Genomic DNA, 19,559 nt, shown 5'->3' with positions numbered 1-19,559 from the left:
TGGAAATTTGCAATATACCGCTAGCTATCGAAGGTCTTTGTTCGACGAACGAGAAGGGAATCGACTGGCGCGGAATCGAACCGCTTCTCGAGAGAGTATGCTCTCGAGAAACCGTTCAGTCGAATATGACGAATGTCGTCGAGCCGGATGGGCTTGTCTGCAGCCGCCGACTCGTTCCAGAGGTTAGGGGGGTGTCGATCGGAGTGACTCTGACACAGACTGTCTGGCTGAGGTGCATGAGTTCGACGCTTCAGCGCACGAATGCGCGACACGATTCGGGGAACACCGCTTCGAACCGCCGGGTTGGGGTGCCGGCGCGGACGAACCGATGCTCCCTGTCGAACCGATGTGCGCTCTTTTGGCTCCCCAGTTGCTCGAAAGAGGGGTTGGGGAAGGGAAGGTATCTGTCGTTACCAGAGCGAGGTGGAGACTCTGGAACGGCAGATTGACATCAGTGACCAACAACACGTCAGTCCATTGGTCTTTAGTTAGGCCTCAGCAGCCGGTTTGAGGGCGGTAGCGAGCTGTTCTTGGAGAACCGGCCGTTGTTTGTGGATCTTCTGCGCGTCGGCGATCAGCCGATCAAGCAGTGGCGGTGGAGAGTACCCGAGGTAGTCACTCAACCGGTAGAGAATGAGCTGGGCGTGCGACCGGAAGGTCGCCGCCCAGCGTTCCGGCGGGAACACGAGCTCATCATCTGCGTGTTCGATGACCAGACTGAGCAACTCACGGCTCACAACCAAGGACAACAGCGCCGCGTACAGCAGAATCTCTACGACGTGCTTCTTCGTCGTATCGAACTCATCCAGCCTGTACTGCGTCTTCAGCTCCCGAAACAGTAGTTCTACTTCCCACCTACACCGGTAGATCGTCGCTAGATCCTCCGGCAGGAACTCTTCGCGTGAGAGATTCGTGATGTACAGGTGGTAGTCGTCGGCGTCCTCGTTGCGGACGCCGACGACGCGGAACCGCTTCGTATCGCGCGACTGCGTGCCCGCGTACTCTCTCCGGTCAAACTCGATCTCAACTTCGACGTCGATGTACTTGCGACAGAGATCGTCCACGACGTCGAAGATTTTCTTCCCTTCCAAGGGAATGGCGCGGCCGCGCCATTCCCGAAATTCGTCGGTTACAACCGGGTTAGAGCTGCGTTTCAGTCGACTCACGAAGTAGCCGTCGTTCTCGTCGATCAACGCGAACCGCCGGTACTTGAAATAGGCCAGATCGAAGATCGCTAGCCGACCTTCGAGCCACGATCCTGTCTCGAACTGCGTGCTGTCGTGTCTTTTCTCATCTGTGACGCTGAACCGGTCGATCGTCTGCTCAGTGACGTTATGGAGCAGGTGGAGCCGTGCTCCAGCCTGCTCATCACGGCGACCTTCGTACTCCTCAGAAAGCAACTCATGGAGCCGGAGAACCGTTCCATCTGCGATCATCACGTCTCTGAATCGGTTGAACTCCTCTGAGACGGTGTGAGGAACAGCGACCTCGTCGAGCCCGTACTCGACGAGGTCGCGGAGGTACTCTGTGAGAGTCGGCGTCAACCGCTGATAGAAGCCTCCTGCGGACAATGTCCTGTCTGCAGTCGAGTTGTAGCTCCGTCTGAAGCTGGCGAGCGTTCGGCTTGCGCCGCCGGCGAAGCCGAACGCAAATGACCAAACGAGCGGCGGTATCTGCAGCTTCCGGTCACGCTCGACCACGCCGACGGCATCGGCGTGGTCTTCGAGCGCTTCAGATGGAAGGAAGTTAGTGAGATGGCGTTCCACTTCCTGTGAGGAGGGGTTAGAGTGCACATCTTCCGCCTCCTCATTCCTTCCGAAAAGTAACTCCGATAAGCCGCCGCTATCGTGCGGTTTTGCGCCTAACTAAAGACGGATGCACGTCAGTCTTACGATTTTGATAGACCCGACTTGGGGTGCTATGGTGGTTCGATGGACTGCAGACTGTACGACTCGCCACGGTGATCACCCAGCGACTCGAACACCACTCGTGGTGCTCGAGGTCGAACCTGGACGACCACCACCTCTTTCAGAGACACAAATATCGAGAGAGGTGCGGCTGACCGGTCCAACTCTCGCTGAACGGTCGCGATTGCAACCTCGTGTACTGCATCCCGGACCGTCGACGCTGGTGAAAGCCCGGCGGCGTTAGCCGCCCGGAACATGGAGGGCGGTGGGTGGTGTCGGTGTTCGAAGGAACCGGCGGGCTAGGGCGACCGGATTTCCTACCGCGTCGAGCGCCTACTCGGCAGCTGCTTTCTCGCTCGCTGCGCTGTGGGGATCGTCCGCGCCACTCGCCTTCCCGCCCATGTGCTGGACGACTCGCATCTTCTTCGGATGCGAGAACTCACAGCTGTCGACTGGACACTCATGCAAGTAGCTCCCGTTCTGGAAGATCCGCCGGGGCTCCCAGTCCGGGCGCTCCGACGGCGACCGTCCTGCGCTCTCCGTCGCCGCGCTCGGCTGCACCACCGGCACACCGCTCTCGTCCGCGCCCGTCGCTGCCTTGAGCTTCGCCGCCTCCAACGACCGCGATGGGTCGTGGCGAGCGCCGTGGAGCGATTGGACCTTCCGGACCAACCGCTGTTCCCAGCCCGGCGTCAGGTGGACCTTCGGTCGGAACGCTGTTGGTGCGTCCTCCTCGGTGTGCCACTCGACGATCCGAATCGCCTTCGGCTCACCCTCTTCCAGGGGAATCCCGGAATGAACACGAATCTCCAGTTCATCTGCCGCGTGCGGGTGGTGACCGATCCGAGCCACGAATTCGTCGATGCCACCCAGTGCCTCGGGGTCGTCAAGGAGTTCGACCGTTGCCCCGAAGTCGTCTGCCTCCCAGTACCGGCCACCGGGCGTGCTGTCCTCGGCGTCGAGGGTGGCCAGCGCCTGTGCGAACTCGTCTGGGGTGATCTGGGTCGTATCGTCCTCGAGCACCTCGTCGGGCTCGTGGACCGTTGGTGCCACCTCGCCGTCGGCTTCCTCCGAGCGAACATCGGCGTGTTCGTCGACCCACTCGGTGATCGGGTACGTCCACGTCATCGGGACGGGACGTTCCTCCATCGGGCGACCGACGCGGGTGTTCTTGCCTTCGTACGGTGGTCCGACCTGGAACGTCATCTCCGGCGGCCGGTGGCGCTTCTGGAAGATTTTCGTTGGGTTCTCCTCGACGATCTCTCCACCGACGCTTGGTGGGTGGTCGTCGCCCTCGGGACGGTGTGCCTCGTTGGCTCCGCTGATCGCCCCGATCAGGGCGTCTCGGTGGGTGTTGATCGGGCCATCGCCCGCCTCGACGACCTCGATGGTCGTGTCGCTCGTGGCAGCCAGGGTCAGTTGGTTCTTGTACTGACCGGGCTTCGCGTTCGAGATGTACAACGTGTCACCGACTGCGACCCGACTGTCGAGGTTGGATGCTCGCCAGACTGTCAACTTCGCTTCCTCGCCAAGCTGTCCTTCGCCCGTCGCCGTCGGGGTCACATCCTTCACGTAGAGGATCTGGTTCTGGCTCTGTGGGTCGTTCGGGACGTACGAGCGCGTCACTTCGACCTTGACCGAACAGCCGTTCCAGTACGGCTCGATCGTCTCGAGGGACTGCGTGCCGTCTGCGTGCCAGAGGTTCTCCATCGCCGGCTCGAAGGCGTACATGTATTCGCGCTCGGTGGCCAGCGCTCGCTCGAAACTGGTTCGTGCTCGGTCCACACTCGGCAGGCCGGGCGCACTCGAGTCGCTGAGTGCCGGGATTCGACCATCTGCCGTCACGAATGCAGGTGCCTCCTCGTTGGCTGGGTGTTCTTCGCCATCTTCGAGTTCGTCCGAGAGATCCGCGTAGAACGTGTTCTCGGCGTCGACACCGACGCACTCGGCGTTGCGATCCCACAACCGCATCGCACCGCGTTCGACCTTCTCGAGCAGCCACTCTGGGAGACACTCGATTCGAGCCTGCTCTGCGGCCCACTTCAGCTCCTCGGCCGACGCCGGCGCGATTGGCTCCGTTGCGACTTCGACCGTCTCGCCGCCCAGGTCGATCGTCTCCGTCTCGGCTTCACCCTCTGGCCACGCTGGGCAGCGGCCTTCTGGGTAGCGCGTTCGGGTGAATCGGGCGTGGTAGTTCCGGTGATCTGCAGCCTGCTCGCCCGCCATCTCGGCTTCCGGTGCTCGGTCACCGTCGTCAGTGAAGCGCTCGAAGTCGCGAGTCGCCGTGTTCGTCACGCCCATCTCGGCGACTGCCTCTCGAGACTCACGGGCTCGCCGATCGGCACAGTCGATGGTGTACTCGCGAACGGATTCCCACTTCTCGGTCATCGACATCATCGCTTCCTCGGTGAGGTCCCACTGGGTCTGCTCCTCGAGTTCTTCGGCGAACTCGTCGCCGATGGTGAACGCTCGTTCGTCGCCTGAGACGCCTTCGGTCATGTCGACCGAGTAGTGCTCATGCACGTCCTGCTGGGTGGGGATCTGGGCTCGCTGGAACTCTTCTTCGCGCTGCTCGGCGTGAGCGGCTTCGACACGGGCCGAGGGCGAGCCGCTGAGTTCGACACCGTGGCCGGCGAGTTCGCGCTCCATCAGCTGGTAGTCGGGGATGTCGTAGGTCCATCCGGAGCCGACGGTTGCGCCCATGCCGTCCGGGGTGTTCGAGTAGTTGCCCTGTCGGATCGAGCGAACGCTCTGTTTCAGGGCTTGTCCGTCGTCCGTCTCGCCGAGCTTCACGTCGGTATCGGCACTGACGACTGCCTGGGTTCGGGGAACGACGTTGTCGTAGCCAGCAGGCGTTGGACCCCAGCTTGGGTGCCACGCTCGGGCGTTGATCGTGCGACCGAACGAGGTTCGTGGCAGGTTCGCGATTTCGTCGTAGTCGGCAGTGACGTTCTGTTCTGGCGACGGCTCGTCGGCGGTGACCGGCTCGTCAACGTCGGCAGCCTCGAGAACCTCACCGTCGTGGCTGGTCGACTCAACGCTGTACTTGGTGGTCTGTGCGTCCATCTCGAACTCGGAATCGGTATTTCGACTCATGATAACAGTCACTCCGGGTCCGACCCCCCTGGGGGCCGAAACCCTCATCTCCGGAAGTTAGCCTTACTGTCGGCGATGAATCAGCCAGTCTCCCCCAACCACGGTACTCGTCTCGGGTCGGCTGTCGTCTGAATGTCGACCGACCCGGCTGTCCACAACGGCGAGCATGTGTGGAGACTGGCTGCAGTCGATCCGTTGGATCGACGATACTGCACCAATTCGTCGTGTATAAATGCGGGAACGCAGACACCTGGCAGCCGGCCGTCGTGTAACTTCTAACCACTTAGGCGAGTGTTGAGTTGGAAAGTGGTGAAACAAAGAGTGACTACGCGGAGGAAGGAGTCGGGACGGGCGGCCAATCAACGGAGTCGATCTCGCAGCCGACCGGACATCCACAGCACTTCTTGGATCCTGGCGTCGACGTCGACCCGCAGCCGAGACAGAAATACGTGATCTCGGGCTCGTAGTCACCGTGGAAGAACTCGAAGGCCTCGCCGATCGTCGTCTGCGAGGTCGCGAGGCCAGCACAGACCACGTAGTGGGCTGCCTCCGGGGAGAGTTCTCGGAGTCGGTCGGACGAGACCTCGAGAATGGTTGATCCGACACGGCCAATATAGATGCATCGGTCTGGGCGACCGTTGGCACCTTCGACGCGGACAGCTTCGTTCTCCTCGAGATCGAGGTCGTTAACGGATTCGAGCATCGACCGTTCCACGCCGACAAATGCGTGATAGCCACGAGAATACCAGCCTGTACCGACAGCCACACCAGAACAGATACCAGTCAAAAAATACTGGTAACTCCTAACCACTTAGGCGAGTGTTTGGCTGTGGAACGATGAAACGAACTACGTGGAGACTTCGTCGTATTCCTCGCAGAAGGTTTTCTGGGATACTGTCGTGTCGGTGTGCCACTCGAGGTCGTTGCGATCGGCACCGTCGGGGGCCGGGAGACGGATGACAGAGCGTGGCTGGTGTTCGGTTTCAAACGCGAGGCTACCCCCCAGGAGGAGAAGTGCTGGATCGTTCAGGGTGCCGTCGAGGATCGGCTGGAAGTTCCGGGCGAGTTTCTCGGCGGCCTCGGAGGAGAGGCCTTCGATCTGGAGTTCGATCGACCAGTTGGACTCGAGGTCGTCGTCGACGGCGTCGAGATCGCCGGTCGTCGCGACGGCCTGTGCTTCGCTGTCTTCTTCGACAGCGGTGTACAACAGCGAGACACAGCGAAGCAGCGACCGACCATCGTGGCTCTCGAGGAAGGCCGACAACTGTTCTGCAAACAGCTGGGCCTGGTCCTCGGAGAATTCGGGGACCGTGAGAAGAACTGCCTCGGCTGGATCGAAATCCTCGTACTGAGTTGCGGTTTCCATCGAAACGTTCATTCCGGAAGTCGTTAACCACATTGTACCTGTCCGATAGCATATAAATGTCGAAAGCAGTGTCCCGACAGCCAACCGGAACAACGGATTGGAAAAGGAGTCTGTATCTCCTAACCACGTACAGGAATGTTGGGCTGGCTACGAGCGAAACAAATTAGCGGAGGGAGGTCACGGCTTGCTGTTCACGTCCCCGTTAAGATATCCAACGCTTTGTTGAACGATCTCGCGAGTGAACTCGTCTGTGAGGTATCCCTGTGGTCCTGCTACTGTATCGTGTTTGACTGTAGCCAGCACCCACGGTGAACAGTACGAGGTCTTGGCTGGGTCGTTCCCTACGACCCAGTCTTTGTTTTTCACCTCGATATTGTCTGGGAGGTCACTCATCGTCAGCCCAGCACAAATGTATTCTTCGCCGACATACGGAATGGTTTCGGCGGCTAGCACCAGCCATGGCCGAGGATTGTCTCCTGTGCGATACGGATCGGGTGCCCAGAACACATCGCCGGATTCGAATGGGTCACGGTGCATTTCGATGTTCTCGAGGGTCGACGGCGTGTTCTTGCCAGTTTGTCATCTGGGGCTTCTCGTTGTCGTCTTCTCGTGCTGCTAACGCAGTAGCTGCATGGCCGGTAGCAGTATCCACACTCTGGTCGTGATCGCTGACGCGCCAGTACTTGCCCCGATGATCAACTCGTCCGCGTTCCCGTAACCGGACGAGTGTCGGCCCGACGGAACCACTTGTTACGTCGGTTTTCTCTGCGATTTCGCTTTGTGTGAACGCTTTATTCGGGTGAGTACGGAGAAAGGAGAGAATTTTCGCCGCGTTTGTTCCAGGTGTAGGGCCATCCCTGTCTTTTCGGTCACCGATTTCTTCGAATTGATCTTTGCTGATTGGCATACTCTATTGGATGTATTGAAACCTATTGAATGTATTCCTGTATCAAACTCACTGTATGTACTACCGGTGCTGTACTGAAGTTGAGACGACTACTACTTTCATTCGCGTTTTTGGATCGCATCGATTGCTCGAGCAAGCACGTCGCCGTGGCAGGCCGGTTCTTCCTCGTCGAGTCCGTGACACCAACAGCCCAGAGTCTCGCCCTGGATGTCGAACAACGCCTTTCGAAATTGTGGATCCTCGTCGATACGCTCGAGGAGATCCAGAGCGAACAGTCGGATCGACTCTTCGCGACTGTATCCATCGTCGAGGGGATACGGATTCCCGAGCCAGCCTCGTTCGCCGATCTCCACATCGCCCATCGCTTCGCCGTCGTAGCCCCGGCCGATATACACGCTGCAATCGTCCTGCTTGCAATGCCCAACACGGGTGGATTCGTTTTCAGTCATGGTATTGAACACTTGTCCGAAGGACAAAAACGCCGTCGCCGGGAGAAAGGCTTACTGTCGGCGTGTTTGTCGGACCAGATGGCATAAAAAAAGAGACGACCGGCTGGTCTCAGTCTTCGTCTGCACCGAGCACTCGGACAACCTCCTCTCGAGAGCGTTCGGCTCGAGTCCGGGCCTCGCGAATCTTCGCTGCAGCACGGGCTTCGCGACTCCCTGGGTTTTGTTCGGAAAGCAGTTCTTCAGCCTCGTCAAGCAGGTCGATTGTGTCTTGGAGATTGGTCATAGATTCGGTGGTTGGAATCGGATCGGTGAGCGATTCAGTCTTCGAGAGCGCCGAAGCGGTCGTCCATCTGGTCGTACATCTGGTCGACGACCTCGTGAACTTCCTCGCGAGACAACGCACCGTGTGCTTCGCCGGCCACGACCATCTTCAGCTCGCGCTGGGCATCCTCCCGTCGAACGTCCATGTCAGCCTCCTCCTGGGGAACGGCGTGGGAGAAAACGACGGCCAGTGCCGAGACGATCAAGTCTCGGTGAATATCTGCATGGTAATTGATTCCTCCGTCGCGAAGGCCAAGTGGATCGTCTCCCCAGAGGTAGCCCCACACATCCGATTCGTCGAGTGCTTCCGAACTGGTTTCGAGGGCAATCTCGGGTTGGGTCGTCATCCAGGTATCGAAGCGACTCCCAAGGAACGACGCGAGCCGATCGGCGGCATCGTGGAGGGTGATCGAGGTCTGGGGGGCAGCCTCCTCGCCCTGTGCAACGTGTTCGTTGTAGAGGGCATGGCGGGCCGACTTGACGACGTCGGTGATCTCGACGGTGATCCCTCGGTGCTCGAACCCGTCGAACGCTGCAAGGTCGTCGACACCCATCGTTTCGGCGACGGGCTCGGGAACCTCGAGATCGTCGACGGAGAACGACCGGGCGTGTTCGACATCGGACTCGTGGACAGTCGGGTAGCGGTTCTGCTGAACGGATTGGGAACTCGAACTCATGTATGTGGGGCCTCTACCGGCGAAAATCGGCTGTTTTCACTTCGCAAGCGGGGTGTTGTCAGTGTGCCATTCGAGGTTGGGCTGGACACTGGTTTCGGGCTTCGCGATGCGGACGATCGACCGTTGGCCGTCCTCCGTGACCGTTGCGAGCATGTCCGCAAGGTACTCGAGTTCGGTGTGGAGATCGTCGGTGTCGCGGTGGCGACAGATGTGGGCCAGCTGGTGCTGGATCGCGTCTGCAGCCCGCTGGTCGAGATGTTCGATTTCGAGTTCGACCGGCGAGGAACAGCGGACAACGTGGTGTGCATCGCGGTCGACGGACGGGCCGTCGATCACCCACTTGTCGTCGATGTCGATCGAATCGTTGGCGTCTTCGGCGATATCGAGGGCCATCAACAGCGCGGCACAGGCCTTTTTGAGGTGGACTTCGTCGCCGGTGTCGAGGAACCGCGACAGTTTCATCGCGAAGCCGGTTGCTCGTTCGTGCATCCATTCCACCTCGAGACGGATAGTCTCGGAGTTCTCGAGCTCGGAATCGTAGGCAGTTGGCGTCTCGATGCATCGTCGTGGGGACTGGGTCTGCTGTGTCGTACTCATGAAGATCACTCCGAAGGCCGACTCCCTTGGTCGTCCTTCGCTCTGGTCCGTCGGAACTGGACCTGCCCATTCGGGCACATAAATGCGGTACGACAGTGTCTGGCTAACAGTCACGAGCTGGATAGGCCTAACTCTGATCGATGTGCTCAGAGAGTAGTTGTTCGGGATGGTTGTGAGGGTCTTCGGGAGGATCCTGCTGGTGCCAAGATGGGTCGAACACGGGTTCGGGGAGTGCGACACGGTCGCGGTCGTTGGGAAGAGGGAAGCGGCGATCTACCAGCTGTGATCGACTCCAGGATTCGGTTCCGTCTGGCATGTCGGTGGCGATTGGGTGGGTGGCACTGGCAACCTGTTGCAGGTACATCATATCGGTGAGTACGACCGATGGTTCCTCGCCGTAGTGGCCACCGACACCACAGACGAAATCGTACAGGATATTCACGGCGTCGAAGACTGTCACCAGTCCGGCGTCGATTTCGTTGTCTCGAGACAACTCGAAGGCCGAGAGGCCGGAGTTGGAAAACGTTGCTGCACGAATGAATCTAGCACGTTCGTGGCCGTCGGCCGGTTCGTATCCCAACAGGAGATCGCGTGTCGATCCACGAAGCCAGAGACACAGGGTCGGGTAGTTCGTTATGGCATTGATCCCATCCAGAAGCCAGTCGAGTAGGTCGGCCATCCACGGGTCTGCGTCGTCCGGCAACGTCGAGGTATCGAACGACAGCTTGTGCTTTCGGCGGTGGTCGGCCCCGTCAAAATCCGATAGTGACAATGGGCTAGTCTGGGTAAATTCGAACGATTGTGCCTTTTCCTCTGGGTGGGTAGATTCCGTCATGTTCGTTCTACCCGTCACGATATACAAATGCCGTACTGAGCACACACTCACTAGACCTCGGCGGCCCCTGGTGGACTGAAAGGGCGAGGGCCGCTCGAGTGTACGTGGTCGCCTCTGTGGGCACTATCGACGCAACACCGTCCGTCGATATCCCGCAGAGCGGCCTCGAGCGGCTCGAGGGCTTTCGGAGTGGTGTGGTTCGCCGGCGTCGACGTCGACGAAGAGGTAGTTGCCCCAGTGTCTCTGTCCCCACCGGAGAGATCGCGACCGTCACGACGGCCGTTCAACCGAGCTGGATGAGGACTTGGCGACTGGAGTGGAAGGGAAAGCCCGGAACCGATGCCGAAGGCATCGGCAGCCCGGAACCTGGAGGTGGTGGGTGGTGGAGGCGTCGAGAAGCGCAAAAAAAAGAGGCGACCGGCTGGGCTCACTCGAGGTTCTCGAGAAGGTCGCTGATCGATGCCCCGCCGGTGGTCGTCTGGACGCTGTCCACCTCCGACCCGCGTTGGCGGGTAACGGCGTGACCGGAAAGGCTGAAGGTGACACGACGGCTCATCGGCCTTCGACCTCCGTTTCGTCGGTTGCAAAGTGCTTTACTCGGTTGCGGGCGTTGAACATGCTGGTGAGTCGCTGCTGCTGCTCGGGAGTTGGGTTGTCAGACATTGAAGTCACTCCGAGGGACCTCACCCCTCTGGGGGCGAAAACCCTCATCTCCGGTCGATGGCCTTACTGTCGGCGACGAATCTGCTGAGGCATCCAGACCACGGGGAGTTCAGTACCGACTGCTTTTTCCCAAGCACTTACTGCTGTGTTGGGCGGATTGTCAGCGCAAAAAAAGAGGCCGACCGGCTGGCCTCACTCCGAGGCGATCGTGAACTGGCTTCCCTGTTGCTTCTCGAGGGAGAGGCATTCGGTGTCGATCTCGAAGAGGGCATCCGAGGAGAGGCGACCGCATCGACTCCAGGGCTTGTTCTTGCAGAAGACCGTCTCGTCGGCCGTGCTGACTCCCTCGACCGGGTTGGGGTGGATTGCGCCGTCTCCACTGCCGACGGCGGCCTCGTTCGTCTCCGGGTCGACACGCAGCACGTGGAACTTCCGGGAGCGGTTGAACGCCAGATCGTGGACGAGGGCCTCGAGCTGGCAATCGTAGACCGTCTGGGTCGCGTTCGGGCCGATCTGTTCGAGCGTCCGGCTAGACAGCGACGTGCCGGGAGCCAGCAGGTAGTAGTTCGCGTTGGTCGATTCGGTCTCGGTATCGGTGCGACGGCTTCGCTGAATGGTTTTCTGAGTCATGGTAGTCACTCCGAGGGTGGATCCGACCCCCCTGGGGTCGAAACCCTCATCTTCGGAAGTTGGCCTTACTGTCGGCGATAAATGCTGCCTGCGTCGGTCGAAACCTCGAGTCGTATCGTGGATTGCATCTATCCACTTAGACGAATGTCGGGCTGATTGTCAGCGCAAAAAAAGAGGCGACCGGCTGGGTTCACTCGTCGCAGTCGGGACAGATGATGTCTTTCTCCGGCCCGTCTCGACAGAGCCCGTCGGCGTAGATGAGCGTCTCTTCGGGGACGAGGCCGGTGATACCGCAGCTGTCACACGACGTGGTACAGTGGGCGGCTAGTGCTTGGGACTCTCCGTGGGGATCGTGGTCGGGACGCCGGCCGACCACATCGTCTTTGCTCTTGAACGTCGCGACGACTGGTTCTGGGTTGTCGGTGCTGGACTGCTGGACGGTCTGTGGATTCGAACTCATGATAGTCACTCCGAGGGACCTCGCCCCTCTGGGGGCGATAAACCCTCATCTCCGGTAGATAGCCTTACTGTCGGCGCTATATCTGCCGCCGCCACCGTCCCCTGGTGGACTGAAAGGGCGAGGGTCGCTCGAGTGTACGTGGTCGTCTCTGTGGGCTCTATCGACGCAACGACGTCCGTCGATATCCCGCAGAGCGACCTCGAGCGGCCCGAGGGCTTTCGAAGTGGTGTGGTTCGCCGGCGTCGACGTCGACGAAGTGATCACCGCCGATCCGAGACACCTCCCTATGGGGACAATCGGTCGGCTGATTACACCCACAGTAACGGACGATACCCCTTTGCAGAGTGACCGAAACTCGAGTGGAAAGCAAGGGGTTCAGAACACCATTGCCCCCACGGGAGCCACGCTTGTCCCACTGGGGGACTTGGTACTGAGGCAGCTCCAAATCACCCCCTGGCGACTGGCGTTACAGACGGGGCTGATCGAGCGCTCAACCAACCCCGACTACCCCCTCGAGACTGGTGTTGTTTCCATGTCGATTGCGATCCAAAACGAACAGCCACTCCCCTGCGACACTCCCATTGGATACAGGTCGATCTGGGCCTCGAACAAACTTCCACTGCTGCTCGAGACTGTGGTTGCTTTCAGGATCGATCGCGCCTCGGACAAACACCCACTGCTTCTCGAGACCGTCCTTGGTTTCGGCCATGACTGGACCTCGAACAAACTTCTGCTGGTCCTCGAGACTGTCCTTGGTTTCAAGGTCATCCGAGCCTCGAACGAACAACCGCCGCCCTCTCGAGACCGACCTTGCTTACGCCACGCTACAGCAGTGGAAACAAAATCTCCCCTCGCTCGAGGTCGCCGTTCGTTGGAAACCTGATCGGTTCCGAAAGAAACCCGAAATACCCACCCAATATCCGACCTTGTTTTCGGCCTGTAATGGGTGTCAAACGAACCGTGAGTACAACCCTCAATGGTGAGTTCGTTTCGGTCTGCAAAGAACCTCGAACAAACTATGGAAGTTCCCGGTTGAGGTAGTGGTTCGTTTCGGCTTCGATAGTAGCCTGAAGAAACAGCCGAGATTCCATTCAGAATCGGGGCTAACTTGCAATCCTAAATGGCCTCAACAAACCCGTGGGTAGGAGTCCAAATCGGTGAGTAAATTGTGTGCCTAACAGCAGTAGCAAGAAACACCAAGTGTCCAAAGCAAATGCCGGATAAATTCGGCTTGAAAATGCGAATGTAACAAACCCTGCCTGCACGGCCCATCTGGTTGACCTCATTCCAGGGTAAATACAGCGCCGAAAAAACAGGCGGCCCGACCTGGGCTGTAGGGTTCGTTGCAGTCCATCGGAGGTGGTGAACGAAGCGTGGCGGTGACCGTCCTACTGGGGGCCACCCAGTGTCAATGGAACCTCGATCGGCGCGGCGACCGTCGCAGCTGGGGCGGCTTGGTCGGAGCCTGCCGACCGGCTGTTCGCGACCGGCATCAGACCTGGGCTGACGGACCCTGAGACGACTCCCGACAGATGGCGTTTGGTCACCAGCCGATATCAGATTTCTGAGAGTGACTGTCGGTCACGTCTGCACCGTTCCGATGGCGACGGTCGCCGGCGGGATTCGTCCTCTCGAACTGAGCCGATCGGCGAGTGAGTTACCTGGTGTTCGTGGTCGACCGTCCGGTGACCAGACCTGGGTCAGTATTGGGTCGATCACCGTCGACGAACTCTCGGTGAAATCACTCCTCGAATCGAGTCCGACTGACCGGGAAGTCGACTGAGATCCGAGTCGGTATCGCGGTGAGACGAGTGGTCAAAATCTGGTGGCGATCCAGCTGGTGCGACCGCGTCGAGACTCACTCGGGAAGCGGCGGTCGTCACCGCTCGAAAAATTGTGTCATCCCTTGGTCCGTCTGACCCAGAAGACATCGGTGAGTCCAATCTAGGAAATCAGATAGTTTCGAGGGAGTCAGTTGGAGTCGATGGGAGTGCAACGACCGGCGGTCGCGATAGCACGTCGAGTTCGTCGAGGCCGATCGGCCGTTTGGAGATCGTGGTGGCAGTCCAACTTGTCTTCCCACCCTCCCCCATCTCCAATCTTCGTTTTCCTCTGGTCTTCCCAATACCCCAACCCCCTCACAGGGGGACTGGGGGTGATGCTGGTGAAGCCAGTATATCTAGGAGCCATACAACTTGGCAAATCCCCATTCACCCCCCACCCAACGGGGGTAAATGGGGGTATTAACTCAGACGCCGCTAGTCAAATCGGGGGGTCCAAAATAGGGTGAAATAAAGAGCAGTGAAAATGGGGACTATATTCCTGCAATAAGCTCTATCACACCATATTTGCCAAGAATATGCCCTATCCACCCCGTTTAAGTACATCTATCCCTGAACACCCCGAAGCCATCTTGCGATTAGGCGGGGGTGTTCGGGGATAGGCTTCAAACAACACTCGAATTGGAAGCTATCGTACCGCCGTATGGTTTTTTTCAGTAAAGAGAGAAAAACTATCAAGAATATTTCTATATATGGCGGAATAAAGTCAGGAGGCTATCCCTGAACACCCCTAAGTCTTCTTGCGATTAGATGGGGGTGTTCGGGGATAGGTAGAATAGGTCATATTCTATCCCTGAACACCGCTACGTATGGTTTTTTTCGTGATTTCTCAAATCGGCATTACTCGCATGTCCATTCACTTTAACTAATAGACATAGCATCAGTATTGATATACTGAATTCCTATATCGTGAGATTTACCTATATTGTGTTGAAATTATGCATCCCTGAACACCGCTACGTATAGCAATTATTGGCTATATTAGGCTGAATATTAATTTTGATATTTTTATCGGATTATCCCTGAACACCCCCTCGTTGTATGGTTTATTTCAATATATTCCGTTTCAGATGTAGAAATCCAATTATTGGTGATTCTTTATGGTTATGTCTTTATGGGAGTTAGGTCCCTCTCAAAACAAACTATAGGAAGATCTCTATCCGAAGTGGTGCTATGAAACCGGCTAGCGGGGCTATTTGTTTGGGGTGAAAATGTATCTGAATAAATATTAGATTCTTAGTCTTCGGTCAAGTTAGATAGTTTGTTACCGTCTGAGTTCAAGCATATTCCAATGTAACACGAAGTGAGAGGCCCGTCTATTCGGCGGCGGGATTTTGACACATCATCATTTTCATTCAGATTTCTTCCCAAGATATTTGGTGCTTTCTTTTCAACATCAGCATAGTCGATACCATCTGTGTTGCTCGTGTATTCGTTTACCAGATCGACCCAGGTGTAATAAGCTTCTCTGAATTGCTCGGTTGGGATGTACAGGTCACTCTCTTTGGGCTCGTCAACATCGGTGTCGATCTCGACGAAGAAGTTCAGGAACTGTTGGAGTGGTTCGGGCGAATCGTCTTGCTGCTGGTGCAAGGAACCGTACTGGAGCAGAGCATCGTCCCAGCTCATCGTATCAGATTTGGGACTATCTTCGTTACCGCTATGATTGTCACTGGAAGAATCCCCCTCGCGCAGGGTGACGAGACGGGCTGGTGTGACGCCGTGGTGTTCTTCGATATGCTCGAGTGTCTGGGTGTAGTTGTCGTACGGGAACTTGGTTTTGGGCGCGGCGTTGCTGGCGTTGGTTTCATCGCCGTCAGTGTCGTCAGTATCCCAGCGCTCGAGCTGGGATTCTTCGACGAGATCATTCTCGAGTCCGTACCAGACGAGCGAGTCGATCGGGAGAGGAGTATGGGCAGGAACGATGCCGTTTGTTCGAGCGTATTTCCAGACCAAAAATTTCTCCCGATCTGAGAGCGAGCCTTCGGCATTTGCGTGGTGTCGTTCACCGATCTCGACCAGGGTTGCGTTCAAGAAATTATAGAGCACATTGTTCTTGAAACAATAGGCTTTGTCATCGTCGTAGACGACGAAGTAATTTTCACTCTCGCCGTGATGGCCGAAGGGATTCTTTCCTCGGAATCCAGGCGTGAACCCAAGGTCCCGTAAGGTGGCACTCCAGAGGGGGTTGTGAGAGCCGGTGAGATTCTGCCATTCGTTCGACTCAATTCGGTCCTCGAGTTCCTGCGGATCGAGGTTGAGATCGGTGCCGGATTGGCCCCCAGTTGGGGGGAGTGCTGATGCCGGGTGTTGGCCGGGGGTCAGCGAGGGGAGTGTGCCGAACAACGAAGCATGGTGGTACGGGGTGGTTGCCAGTCCCTGTTGAGCGAGAGTGGCCAGTTGTTCTGTGTCGGTGATTGGGTTGTAGACTGCACTGGAGCTAGCCATGCAGTCACGCTTGACACTCCCGTAGGTTTCTGGTGTCGCAGAGTCGATTGGTGGATACCGAAGGATGGTTGGATCGATCTTCGATGGGTAGGCTCTCACCGGCTCCTCGTCGCTTGTGAGACTCGCCAGCCAATCGGCGGGTTGGGTCGGTCCATCGCTGGGTGTTGCTGGGAAGGTCTCGAGGATCGACCAGAGGCCGAACTGAGCTGGTGGCATGATCGAGAGCCACCCCTCTTGGAGGTAGTCGTCGAGGTCGCGTTTTTCGTCACCGAACTGCGGGAGTTCCGTCACCCAGATGTTGGTCCCTTCGTAGTCGCTCGGAACGTCGATTTTGCCGTCCGTGTCTGGAGCTGGATTTGCTTCGTCTTCGTCTTCGGTTTCTTCGGCGGCAATCTCCTCGAGCGTCTCTTCGAGTAGCGTGTCGAGTTCGGCGTTGGTTGGGTGGTCCTCTGGGGGTGCGTTGACGACGTGGTCCTCGTAGATCGATGCAGCCTGTTGGAGGTCGCCGTGTTCTGCAGAGTACTGGTCGGGTGTTTTCGCGTCGAGAATCTGTCCCATTTGGACAGCGGATTTCACCCCTGGCCCATCCTGGCCGATCGTCAGGACTTCCGAGATTGGACCACTGTCGCTGATCGATGGGTCGTCGGTCAAGATGTGGACCGGCACATCCTCGGGGTCGGTGGCAATGTTGTGCTCCTCGAGTAGCGCTCCGAGTTCGTCGCTTTGGTAGGCGTCGACGATCTGGTCGGCTGTGAGGTCGGCTGGAAGGTCGGTCGGCGAGAACAGCAGTCGAGTGTTCAGTGCCTCTTTGCACGCCTCCTCGTCGTACTCGAGGTCGTCTTCGGCGGGAATACTCGTCTCGGGTGGGTCGGCGTCCTGAATGAAATGGACGTCGGGGATGCCGTGAGATTGGATCATATCGCTCAGTTTGTCGCGAAGTTCTGTTTTCACGGTTGTCGTGACGGGGCTGATACAGGGGATGCCGTGAGCGTGAGCTGAGATCGCGTCGGCAATCCCTTCGGTGATCACGAGTGGTTCGCCGTCGACGATGGACTCTTGGCCGTAGATTGGTTCGTTGGCGGCGGAGTAGCCCTTGCTCATCGCGAGTTTGATGTACTTCCCTTTGAGGAAGTCATTTTCGTGGATGCCGTGTTCGGTGTCGAATCCGACTTTCCGGCCGATGAGGAACGTGACTCGATTGTGCTCGTCGTAGTATGGGAAGACGTATCGAGCGCAGAAGAGACATTTGAGGGGGTCTGGCTCTTCATCGTCGTCGATTTGGGTCGTGTAGTCGACCCACTCTCGGTTGTTGTCGGTTTTGCCGCCGGCGTCGGACGGTCTGGCAAAGAGGCCAGTTGCGACCATCGTGTGGTGTTCGAAGCCGTGTGCCTGGAGATGGTCGAAAAGTGCAGTGGTGTCGATGGGTGCCCAGCCGAGTTGTTTGTCGTCGATCGTCTCGTCAGGCCACCCACGGTGATCCGTTCCGAGGTAGGCGTAAGGTTGGTCGTCGGCTGCTAGTTCCTCTGGGGTACGATCGTCGGCTTTGGCGTCGGCGGTCGGGATGACGCCAGAGTGTTGTTCGTCCCGGTGGGCAGGTTGATTCTCGAGTGCCTCTGGATCCTGTTCGAGGGGGATTGGTATCGGGTCCGTATCTGGCGTGCCGAAGTATTCTCGTGCTGTTTCGGGTTTCCGGTAGCCTTCCTCGTAGGCCTTTGTCTCGTTCCACTCGATATTCTCGTCGATTGGTGTCTCGAGTTGAGCGTGGAAGAATGCGGCTGCTTCCTCGAGACAGGCTTGGATTCGTTCAAGCCGGGGTTTGGGTCGGAGGTTGAGATCGTCGACATCAACCTCTTTGAGCATACTGTTGGGTTCGGCGGCAAGTGGGTCGTCAGAGTAATCTGGAGACTCTGCCGGCTCAGTGCTGTCTTCTGTTTCGCGCTCAGATTGTTCCTGAGCGGATTCGGATGAGGTAGAAGGGGTATTCGTCGAGGGAGAGTCGCGATCGGCTTGTGTGTCTGCTTGGGGCTGTGAGTTCGATTTGCTGGTGTCGGTACTGGAGTGTTGATCACCTTCGGGGTCCTGGGCAGGCTCAGAGTCTGTTACAGTATCTGCTGAGTAAAACCCAGAGCCGAAAGTTTCGGACTCTGAATCCTCAGTTGTGTCTTGGCCAGTGGAGTCGTCTGGGTGAGGGGGCTCTGTTGGTTCCTGATTGGATTTTTGCGAGCTATCTATGGAATCCACTGGGTCAGTTGTGGAATCCGATTGTGCGTCTGTCTCTTGCTGTGAATTGGATTCTGGGGCTGGATCTGTGGAGTCGGTGGGAGGCTGAGGTTCTGCTGTGAGTGAAGCCCCGAGTGTTTGTTGGCCACCGGGTGGTGTGTCCGAAGTGGCTTTCTCTGTGGGTGGTTCGTCTTCGTCAGAGGTATATTCAAGCTCAGTACTTTCGGTTTCAGTTGTTTGCTCAGATGTTGAGGCCGGATCGGTCGGGCTCTTTTCGGGCGAGGGATCAGCGGAGGTACCTTGGGCTGATTGTTCTTCTAGGGTGTCGGTTGGGTCGTTGTCGTTCTCTTTGTCGTCTGGATCGGAATCTGTGCTATCGATGGTGACCGGATAGCTTTCAGGATTGAAAGCTGCGTCATCGATCTGGGGGCCTTTGTCATCTCGAGGTGTGTTGATGCTGAAGCGGTCCTCGTGTTTGTATAGAATCCCGTGGTCAAGTGCTAGTTTTATTGTTGCGTTAGCTTCGTCTTCTGTTAAATCGTGTAGCTTTTCCAAACCGATCTGAAGTCGGGCTTTTGGCATTGGTTCGTGGGGTGAGTATGAGAATTCATTGTAGATATTAGCCCAAAATGTGGGGATTTTTCTTTCTCCAAGAGTGATTTGTTTGCCGGATTCTTTTAATACGCCGGCTGTAATCGCAGCACCAACCCCTGCTTGTGCTTCAGTAGAATTATAGTCATATATGAGTTTTAAGGTTGCTATGGTAGAGGCTATCTCTTCTTTTTCATCCTTTTTCAAGCCCGATTTTTCCCAAATATTAGCCCATGTTTCATACGATTGTGTGAAATCGATTTGTTCGTCGTTGAGATGGTGCTCAAAGTTTTCTCGTGGGCTGGGGAGACGTACGGCATCTTTTCCGTCACCGCCACAAGGAAGAATTTGTTCTGAGGCGAGACCGATCTGGATAGCGTCTTCTATGAGGTCTGGTTGCACTGATGTATTTCGGACTGCTCCACCAAGCCTTTCCCGATAGATTGGCTCATAGTTTCGCTCTTGTGTAGCACTTTGTTGATTTCACAGTGTAGCTTTGATAGCGTGTTTGAGCGCTTTTCTCCCCGGTTTTCGAAATAGTTTCCGCCGAA

At 57.3% G+C, this 19,559-nt stretch carries 15 protein-coding genes; all 15 read right to left on the bottom strand.

The window, feature by feature from the left end; all coding sequences use genetic code 11:
* Positions 1-488: 488 nt before the first annotated feature.
* Positions 489-1,793 (bottom strand): IS4 family transposase, encoded by a 1,305-nt coding sequence (locus D8Y22_RS05470; RefSeq protein WP_141463707.1) that lies wholly within the window; start codon positions 1,791-1,793, stop codon positions 489-491.
* 447 nt (positions 1,794-2,240) lie between these two features.
* On the bottom strand, positions 2,241-5,003 hold the full coding sequence (locus D8Y22_RS05465) for a single stranded DNA-binding domain-containing protein (protein WP_141463706.1): 2,763 nt from the start codon (positions 5,001-5,003) through the stop codon (positions 2,241-2,243).
* Positions 5,004-5,328: 325 nt separating this feature from the next.
* Positions 5,329-5,706, bottom strand: a complete 378-nt coding sequence (locus D8Y22_RS05460; protein ID WP_141463705.1) for a hypothetical protein — start codon at positions 5,704-5,706, stop codon at positions 5,329-5,331.
* Positions 5,707-5,850: 144 nt separating this feature from the next.
* Entirely contained in the window at positions 5,851-6,369 is a 519-nt protein-coding gene (locus D8Y22_RS05455; RefSeq protein WP_141463704.1) for a hypothetical protein, read from the bottom strand.
* A gap of 177 nt (positions 6,370-6,546) precedes the next feature.
* On the bottom strand, positions 6,547-6,762 hold the full coding sequence (locus D8Y22_RS22640) for a hypothetical protein (RefSeq protein ID WP_217350859.1): 216 nt from the start codon (positions 6,760-6,762) through the stop codon (positions 6,547-6,549).
* Positions 6,763-6,895: 133 nt separating this feature from the next.
* On the bottom strand, positions 6,896-7,276 hold the full coding sequence (locus D8Y22_RS23305; RefSeq protein WP_141463702.1) for a winged helix-turn-helix domain-containing protein: 381 nt from the start codon (positions 7,274-7,276) through the stop codon (positions 6,896-6,898).
* A 98-nt stretch (positions 7,277-7,374) separates the two neighbouring features.
* The gene (locus D8Y22_RS05440) at positions 7,375-7,725 is read right to left on the bottom strand and encodes a DUF4326 domain-containing protein (RefSeq protein ID WP_141463701.1); all 351 of its coding nucleotides are present in this window, start codon (positions 7,723-7,725) and stop codon (positions 7,375-7,377) included.
* Between the two features lie 109 nt (positions 7,726-7,834).
* The gene (locus D8Y22_RS22250) at positions 7,835-8,008 is read right to left on the bottom strand and encodes a hypothetical protein (RefSeq protein ID WP_174811770.1); all 174 of its coding nucleotides are present in this window, start codon (positions 8,006-8,008) and stop codon (positions 7,835-7,837) included.
* 34 nt (positions 8,009-8,042) lie between these two features.
* Positions 8,043-8,723 (bottom strand): hypothetical protein, encoded by a 681-nt coding sequence (locus tag D8Y22_RS05435; RefSeq protein WP_141463700.1) that lies wholly within the window; start codon positions 8,721-8,723, stop codon positions 8,043-8,045.
* Between the two features lie 36 nt (positions 8,724-8,759).
* Positions 8,760-9,320, bottom strand: a complete 561-nt coding sequence (locus tag D8Y22_RS05430; RefSeq protein ID WP_141463699.1) for a hypothetical protein — start codon at positions 9,318-9,320, stop codon at positions 8,760-8,762.
* 127 nt (positions 9,321-9,447) lie between these two features.
* The gene (locus D8Y22_RS05425) at positions 9,448-10,155 is read right to left on the bottom strand and encodes a hypothetical protein (protein WP_141463698.1); all 708 of its coding nucleotides are present in this window, start codon (positions 10,153-10,155) and stop codon (positions 9,448-9,450) included.
* Between the two features lie 427 nt (positions 10,156-10,582).
* Positions 10,583-10,711 carry a hypothetical protein gene (locus tag D8Y22_RS23105; protein ID WP_281282377.1) on the bottom strand — a complete coding sequence of 43 codons (129 nt, stop codon included), beginning with the start codon at positions 10,709-10,711 and terminating at the stop codon, positions 10,583-10,585.
* Positions 10,712-11,010: 299 nt separating this feature from the next.
* Positions 11,011-11,448 carry a hypothetical protein gene (locus D8Y22_RS05420; protein WP_141463697.1) on the bottom strand — a complete coding sequence of 146 codons (438 nt, stop codon included), beginning with the start codon at positions 11,446-11,448 and terminating at the stop codon, positions 11,011-11,013.
* A 190-nt stretch (positions 11,449-11,638) separates the two neighbouring features.
* Positions 11,639-11,908 carry a hypothetical protein gene (locus tag D8Y22_RS05415; protein ID WP_141463696.1) on the bottom strand — a complete coding sequence of 90 codons (270 nt, stop codon included), beginning with the start codon at positions 11,906-11,908 and terminating at the stop codon, positions 11,639-11,641.
* Positions 11,909-14,985: 3,077 nt separating this feature from the next.
* Complete coding sequence (locus D8Y22_RS05410; protein ID WP_141463695.1) at positions 14,986-19,410, bottom strand: hypothetical protein; 4,425 nt, start codon at positions 19,408-19,410, stop codon at positions 14,986-14,988.
* Between the last annotated feature and the right edge of the window lie 149 nt (positions 19,411-19,559).

The sequence above is a fragment of the Salinadaptatus halalkaliphilus genome (assembly GCF_006543045.1).
Classification (GTDB): domain Archaea; phylum Halobacteriota; class Halobacteria; order Halobacteriales; family Natrialbaceae; genus Salinadaptatus; species Salinadaptatus halalkaliphilus.
This window is presented reverse-complemented; position numbering and strand designations above follow the sequence as displayed.

Bases quoted from the DNA above. Each gene is read 5' to 3' on its own strand.
- D8Y22_RS05465 (WP_141463706.1), bottom strand. From the start codon at position 5,003: ATGAGTCGAAATACCGATTCCGAGTTCGAGATGGACGCACAGACCACC.
- D8Y22_RS05460 (WP_141463705.1), bottom strand. From the start codon at position 5,706: ATGCTCGAATCCGTTAACGACCTCGATCTCGAGGAGAACGAAGCTGTC.
- D8Y22_RS05455 (WP_141463704.1), bottom strand. From the start codon at position 6,369: ATGGAAACCGCAACTCAGTACGAGGATTTCGATCCAGCCGAGGCAGTT.
- D8Y22_RS22640 (WP_217350859.1), bottom strand. From the start codon at position 6,762: ATGAGTGACCTCCCAGACAATATCGAGGTGAAAAACAAAGACTGGGTC.
- D8Y22_RS23305 (WP_141463702.1), bottom strand. From the start codon at position 7,276: ATGCCAATCAGCAAAGATCAATTCGAAGAAATCGGTGACCGAAAAGAC.
- D8Y22_RS05440 (WP_141463701.1), bottom strand. From the start codon at position 7,725: ATGACTGAAAACGAATCCACCCGTGTTGGGCATTGCAAGCAGGACGAT.
- D8Y22_RS22250 (WP_174811770.1), bottom strand. From the start codon at position 8,008: ATGACCAATCTCCAAGACACAATCGACCTGCTTGACGAGGCTGAAGAA.
- D8Y22_RS05435 (WP_141463700.1), bottom strand. From the start codon at position 8,723: ATGAGTTCGAGTTCCCAATCCGTTCAGCAGAACCGCTACCCGACTGTC.
- D8Y22_RS05430 (WP_141463699.1), bottom strand. From the start codon at position 9,320: ATGAGTACGACACAGCAGACCCAGTCCCCACGACGATGCATCGAGACG.
- D8Y22_RS05425 (WP_141463698.1), bottom strand. From the start codon at position 10,155: ATGACGGAATCTACCCACCCAGAGGAAAAGGCACAATCGTTCGAATTT.
- D8Y22_RS23105 (WP_281282377.1), bottom strand. From the start codon at position 10,711: ATGAGCCGTCGTGTCACCTTCAGCCTTTCCGGTCACGCCGTTACCCGC.
- D8Y22_RS05420 (WP_141463697.1), bottom strand. From the start codon at position 11,448: ATGACTCAGAAAACCATTCAGCGAAGCCGTCGCACCGATACCGAGACC.
- D8Y22_RS05415 (WP_141463696.1), bottom strand. From the start codon at position 11,908: ATGAGTTCGAATCCACAGACCGTCCAGCAGTCCAGCACCGACAACCCA.